This is a genomic window from Novipirellula sp., from assembly GCF_041583735.1.
Classification (GTDB): Bacteria; Planctomycetota; Planctomycetia; order Pirellulales; family Pirellulaceae; genus Novipirellula.
The window spans coordinates 1-6652 of record NZ_JBFHFD010000476.1 but is presented as its reverse complement, the minus strand read 5'-3'; the positions used below and the strand labels follow the sequence as shown (position 1 = coordinate 6652).

Annotated in this window: 3 protein-coding genes and 1 pseudogene; 1 reads left to right on the top strand and 3 read right to left on the bottom strand. The window is 54.5% G+C overall.

The genetic code is table 11. From position 1 onward, the window contains the following. Positions 1-530, bottom strand: a pseudogene (locus ABX962_RS26180) (peptidylprolyl isomerase); the annotation flags it as partial. Between the two features lie 486 nt (positions 531-1016). On the opposite strand from ABX962_RS26180, the gene yidC reads away from it, so the two are divergent. Then, on the top strand, positions 1017-3506 hold the full coding sequence (gene yidC, locus ABX962_RS26175; RefSeq protein ID WP_372723768.1) for a membrane protein insertase YidC: 2490 nt from the start codon (positions 1017-1019) through the stop codon (positions 3504-3506). A 197-nt stretch (positions 3507-3703) separates the two neighbouring features. On the opposite strand, the gene ABX962_RS26170 is transcribed toward yidC, so the two are convergent. After that, on the bottom strand, positions 3704-4966 hold the full coding sequence (locus ABX962_RS26170; protein WP_372723770.1) for a S1C family serine protease: 1263 nt from the start codon (positions 4964-4966) through the stop codon (positions 3704-3706). A gap of 398 nt (positions 4967-5364) precedes the next feature. Continuing rightward, on the bottom strand, positions 5365-5778 hold the full coding sequence (locus tag ABX962_RS26165) for a TraR/DksA family transcriptional regulator (RefSeq protein ID WP_339943376.1): 414 nt from the start codon (positions 5776-5778) through the stop codon (positions 5365-5367). Positions 5779-6652 lie beyond the last annotated feature (874 nt).

Below are 6652 nucleotides of genomic sequence, written 5' to 3'. Positions count from 1 at the left end.
GTCGGATAGCTGGTGATGCCCTCATCGATCGCCAACTGTGATGGCGTGCGGTCAGGATTGGTGACCTCGACAAACGGCAAATCTTTGCCACCGTCCTCGAACAACTGCTTCTGCTCGGTACATGCTGGGCACCATTCGGCGCCGTACATGATCACGCCCGCGTCTTTCAGATCTTTGGCAAATTGAACCAAGTCCGGCTTGGATTCCCCTTCGGCCGCTCGCGAGACGCTTGCGGACTGACTGCTTCCCGTCTGGGAAGCAATGCTGCCGGTTTGAGACGCCAAGGTATTGTACGCCTCGGCACTTGCACCATCGGTTGACATCAATTCGACGTCACCGGCCATCAATTGCCGCTGTTCGAGCGATTCGAGCAGCAAGCGGCCTCGTTTTGCCGAGACGGGGTTTTCGTTTCCGGAGCGAAAATGAGACAAAAGTTCACGAAGCATACCGCGACGTCCCTGTTTGGGTTGGTTTACGGCGCTGGAGCGGTTCTCGCTGGAATTCGAGTGGTTCTCGGAGTTGCGTCGCATCAGTTCTCTCAGGCGGCAAGTGCAAAAAAATAGCGGGCGGTCATGTTCAAGCAGGTCTGCAATCCGGCTGTTCATGGCCAGTTAATGGGCCCATTCATCGGTTAAACGTCGACCACTTATAGTCGTTAAGACGAAAAAATTCGGTACAACCCGCAAGGTTTACCAAACCAACTTTGTGGGGGGCGTGCTTCGTCGTCGGATTTGTGTCGAACGCGATTTGCCTAGCAAGGCAGAAGTAATGAGGGGGCTGTACTGTTTCAATAGGACGAAAAACTCGTCGCGATTGTTCCCATATTATCGAAGCGGGCTCGTTTTCGGCAAATTATTTGCCGGTCGTTCGCATTTTGCGTCCAGCCGCCGCAACCCATTCACGCAAAACGTTTTCGTTCGCCTTCCCAAGATTTAAAAACACTGCCAGAATAGAGGGTTTACACACAAACTCTCGCGAATACCTCTCCCCCACTTCCTCTTTTGCTGGCAATCACTGTGGAACGGCGTCTACTCACTTTCATTATCTACTCCACAGCGTTCTTGGCCATCTATATGTCGTTGCGGCATTGGGTGATGCCCCCGCCGCAACCGATCGCGAAAGATAAACAGCAAGTCGCCGCCCCGGTCGATGAAGACGTCCAGGACCAAGAGGACGCGGACAGCGAGGCGGCCCCCTCCCGCAGCGACGCTGAGACGAGCGAGAACGCAGACGCGGACGCGGCCAATGCCGAGGATCGTGTCATACCCGAGCGGCCGAAATCGCCCGAATGGGTGACGCTTGGATCGATGGACCCCAAGTCGGGCTACTCGATGTTGGTCACGCTCAATAGTCGTGGGGGAGCGATCGAGCGGATCGAATTGGTCCAGCGCGAAGAGGGCAATGGCAAACTGAAGTATCGCCGCGTGGATATCCGCAGCGGGTACATGGGCTACTTTGCCGCGACGACCGCCGAATCGGTCGACGGAGTGACGGTGAATGTCGTGGGGCCTGGAACCCCGGCTCAAGTCGCCGGATTGAAGGAAGGCGACATCATTACCAAAGTGAATGGCAAGGCGATTGTCCGCCGCAACGATATTGATATCGCACTGGCGAAAACCAAGCCGGGCGAATCGGTCAAGGTCGAGCTGCTTCATCGCAGCGACGCATCGGCATCGAGCGAGTCGGGCGAATCGGCAGAGGATTCGCTGATCCCACAAACGATCACCGTCAAACTTAGCGAACACCCTTTGGATCTGATTCGTTTGGCTCGCGATGGCGGTGCAGACGAAGTCATTGGTAACGATTCGGAATTGTCCTGTTTGCTGACGTTAGCACAGGTCAATCGCAAAGGGATCATGGTTGGCGACCAGGCGATCAAAGGAATCTCGGACCCCGCCAACCTCGTGTGGACCACTGAAAAGACGAACAAGTCGTCGGGCGATGCGTTGGACGAAGTCGACGAGCTGAGTTTTCGTTTAGGACTCAGCGGCGATGAGCTTGAAAAGGCCAAGGGGCAACCACTTGAACTGGTTCGCAGCTATCGTTTGGCCAAGGCGAGCTACGTGATCGACATGGGGATTGAGATTCAGAACAAGGGGGATCAGCCTCAAGACCTTGCGTATCGACTTCATGGACCCAACGGTTTGACGTTGGAGGGTTGGTGGTACAGCAACAAGATCAGCCCCAATTTCAGCGGAGCTGCGGCCCGCGATATCGTCTACACCAGTGTCGCAAATCGTCACGAATTGTTGAGTGGTTATGACCTATTAAAGCTTGCCAAAAAGCAACCCGAGGACCCGGATCAGTCGATCTACTCGCCCGATTCGGACGTCAGCACCCAGGCACTGAAGTACGTCGCCGTGGATGCTCAGTACTTCGTTACCGCCTATCTACCCGAAGCCGGAAAGAGGGCGTTTACTGATTTGCAACGTGTATCGGCTGGGATTGTTGCTGACGCTGATGAAATCCCGCGACACAAAGAACGCGCGGTCAACACGACGTTTTATCTGACCAGCAATGTTAGTACGGTCAAGCCGGGCGAATCGTTGAAGCAGACGTTGCGTTTGTTTGCCGGTCCCAAAGACCCCGATGTGGTCGAGGAATACGGCTTGGGCGACACGATCTATTACGGATGGTTTTCTCCGTTCGCTCGTCTGTTGGCAGGATTGTTGCACGTCATCGGCGGAGTGATCGGTAACTATGCGATCGCGATTATCTTGTTGACCGTGTTGGTGCGGGGGTTGATGTTCCCGCTTAGCCGCAAGGCCGCGATTAACGCTCAGCGAATGCAGGAGTTGGCACCTGAGCTGAAGAAGATCTCCGAGAAATACAAAGACGACATGGAAGGCCGTTTGAAGGCGCAGCGTGAACTGCAGGCGCGAGTTGGTTTCAACCCAATGGCCGGTTGCTTGCCGATGTTCTTGCAGTTGCCGATCTTTATCGGGCTGTACCGTGCCTTGTCTGTCGATATTGAACTACGTCAAAAAGCGGTCTCGTCGGCAACAAGCTGGGCGTCCAATTTGGCGGGCCCCGATATGGCAGCATATTGGGGCGATTGGATGTGGGACTATTTGTCGGGACGTGGCACCGGTTGGCTCGGTCCCTATTTCAATATTTTGCCTGTGTTTGTGGTCGGGTTATTCCTGTTGCAACAGAAATTGTTCATGCCGCCCGCAACGGATGAGCAAACCGCGATGACTCAGAAAATGATGAACATCATGACGTTGATGATGGGGTTGTTTTTCTTTCGTGTTCCCGCCGGACTCTGTATCTACTTTATCACCAGTAGTTTGTGGGGGATTTGCGAGCGGATCTTAGTCAAGAAAACGTTGCCAGCCAAAAAACACTTCGATCTGGGCGTTGTCGATGGGACCGCGGTTCCGACAGAGAAGAAAGACAAACCGTTGACGCTGGCTGATCGAATTCGCAACCAGGTCAATAAGCCCGAAGAACCGATCGAACGCCCCAACAAACGCCGCCGTCCCGATCTAAAGAAAAAACGATAATCCCCCGTCGGGCGTTTTGATAGCGGTGCGGCGCAAGCCGCCCGGTCGAAATCGAACGTCTTTCACGCGGCAACCGGACAGCTCGCGCCGTGCCGCTACTTAAGCAGATGGCATTGAGCCCATGGCTCACGATGACGACGTCGTCGAGCCCGATGATCTTCGCGACTTTCGCGACGCTGAATTGACTTTCACTGCGTCTAGTTCATGTCCGTCAACGTGACTGCGGTTCGATATCGCTTGCCGTCACGGTAAATGATCATCGGGATGTTCGAACCGATCGGCGTCAAGCCAACCCGAGCGACCAGGTGGTCATCGTTCTCCACCGGGCTGCCGTCAAATTCGACAATGATGTCGCCGCGTTGCAGATGAGCGATCTCGGCGGGCGATCCGGGGCGAACATTCTTCACCAACGCTCCGCCCTTTTCCCGGTAACCGGCTGCCGCAAGGTCCGCGACGGTAAAATCAGGATCCAGCGTCACGCCCAAATAACCGCGGCGAAGTTGTCCGTTGCGAACCAGTTGATCGGCGACTTTGATCGCCATGTTCATCGGAATGGCAAATCCGATACCCTCGCTGCCGCCACTGCTGCTGGCGATTGCGGTGTTCAATGCGACCACTTCGCCACGCAGATTCAACAGCGGGCCGCCGCTATTGCCCGGATTGATTGCTGCATCGGTTTGAAAGAAATCCTGCAGATCGATGCGTTGTTCACCAAGCGATAAATCGCGACGCCCCTTGGCACTGAGGATCCCAAACGTGACCGAGTGACTGAGCCCAAAGGGGCTACCGATCGCAATCACAAAATCACCGATCTCGGTCGAGTCGCTATCACCTAACCGCGCAGCAGGCAGGTCGATGCCGTTGACCTTCATCACGGCCACATCGGTGCTGGGGTCCGACAGGACCTTGACGGGGTGAAATTCGCGACCGTCGCTGGTCCGCAGCAAAATCTGCTTTGGACTGGCACTAACGATCACATGCCGATTCGTCATGACCCACGTCTCATTATTGATTCGTAAAACGACACCGGCGCCTGCCTCGTCATACGATTCGTTCTTCTCGGTTTTGTGGGCTTCGATATGAATCACGCTGGGCTTGACCAACGTCGACACACGGCGAACCAAGTTCCCCAATCGGTCGAACATGCTGAACTCTTCAGCCAGTTCATCGAACAATCGTTCGCGTTGATCTTCGATCAGCGGTTCAGTCGACTCGTCAAGCGACGGACGACGGACGCTAACGGAACGGCCTTCTTGATAGCCCGATTCCGATGGCGAAGCGGAATCGGAAGGGTACGCTGAATCGCGATTCGAGTAACGCGGCTGGGTCGGCACGCTATCAGTAACGGCATACGAGGGCGACTTGGGGCTGAAGTCGATCGAGCGTTTGATGATCGTGGGGTTCTGTGCATATCCAACGGACGATATCCCGAGTGCCAATGCACACGCCACGCTCGCCATTCGTGACGTTCGTTGCGGCAACACTCGTCCACACAGCTGAGCGAGACGAGAACGACGATCGGCGACGGTTGGGTGTCGAACCGTCTCCGCAGCGGGATAAGGGGTTGGATTCATAGCGTCGTATTGGATTGGAAGGAGCCGATATTGAATGAACGTCATCGCATGGAGAGGTGCCGACGTGATTGTATGCATCGACCTCGGGGGGGCGCGAGCTTTGTTCCTTCATTTGCTGGCATCCCTGTGCGCTTCATACGTCAGAACTAGTACTCTCGGCGCATTAAAAAACGGCCGAACATTCGTCCGGCCGTCTAAGGTTACAATCAGCAAATTCGGTAATCAAATTGTCACGACCGATACGGCCGGATCAATTTCAATCACCGCGACTTAATTTTGTCATGCTAGACCGAGTCGACTTCGGCATCTTCGAAGACACGGTTCCAACTGACCGCACCTGCCGTGCCGCTGGACATTTCGGATTTGCGGCGGCATGCGATGCATTCGGTTGCGTAAGGAATCGCGCGAAGCCGGGTCAAAGGAATCGGTTTGCCGCAATCGACACAATCCCCATATCCGCCTTGTTCCATTCGAACGATCGCCTCTTCGATAGCGCTCAGCTCGCGGCTTTCGACTTCCAACAGCTGGCTGTTCAACTCGTCTTGCATCGTGTCAGCTGCGGCGTCAAGCACGTCGCCAGTCTTCTGTTGATGCAGCTCTTGCAACAAGCTCAAATCGCCCGCCAATGCACGACTTAAAGCGTCGCGGCGACGGATAAGATTTTCTCGGAGCTTTAATAACGCGTCTTTTCGTGGCATCTTCGTAACCTCGCTCTATAGGATCGATGCCTCCTAAAAGTGGATGCACCGTATTGGCTAACCCCAAACTCTCTAATCAACGCTGCTGCTGTTTCTCATTCTCGCTTGCACTCTCTCACTCGCTTGCAATTTCTCGCTCGCACTTCGCTCGGACGATGTCATGACGCCGCTCGTAATGCGATGGCGACGAAACCGCTGTTCACCTTCGGTGCTGGTCCTTGCCGCTCACTGCTGTTTTCTACCGAGCTCATCGATTTGGTCGTGCTTTATCGCGTAGTGTGCTCAATAGTGCAGTGGGTGGCATAGGGGACCCACAAATGGACCGGGTAACGACGCCGTAGAACACGAAATTATGGCAACTGAGTGGTTCAACCCGCCTTTACGCATATTTCGTTCCGAAGGTTCGGCGAATTATCGAGTCCGTCCTTAGTTCGCTCCAATCATAGGAAGCTTGGCCAAATTGTCTTCCTCCCGATTTGGATTTCCTAGCATTTTCATCCTTGACTCGCCTTTCAGGTCGCGATTGAAGCGGTTTTAGCGGCTTCGTTCCCCCCCGCTAGAATTTGCGTTTCGTAGGACATTTGCGATCCAAGCGAGCCTCGATCGGTGCTGCAGAGATGAGCAAATTGCCGCTGGCTGCCAATTTGGCGGGCACTCCGGCATGGAGTGGACATTCAGGTCATTTTGTGGAGATTTCATCCTGTTTGGGGGAGACTCAAGCAGATAATCGACAAAATTGGCATCGTCGTCACGATTAGATTAACCGTAATAAGTCCTCAGATCCGAAGAAGATACAGTGCAAACCTAAAGCAACAGGGGAAGACCCACGCGCCGTGTTTGCCAGCAATTGCGAACTGATCCCACTTTCCATGCG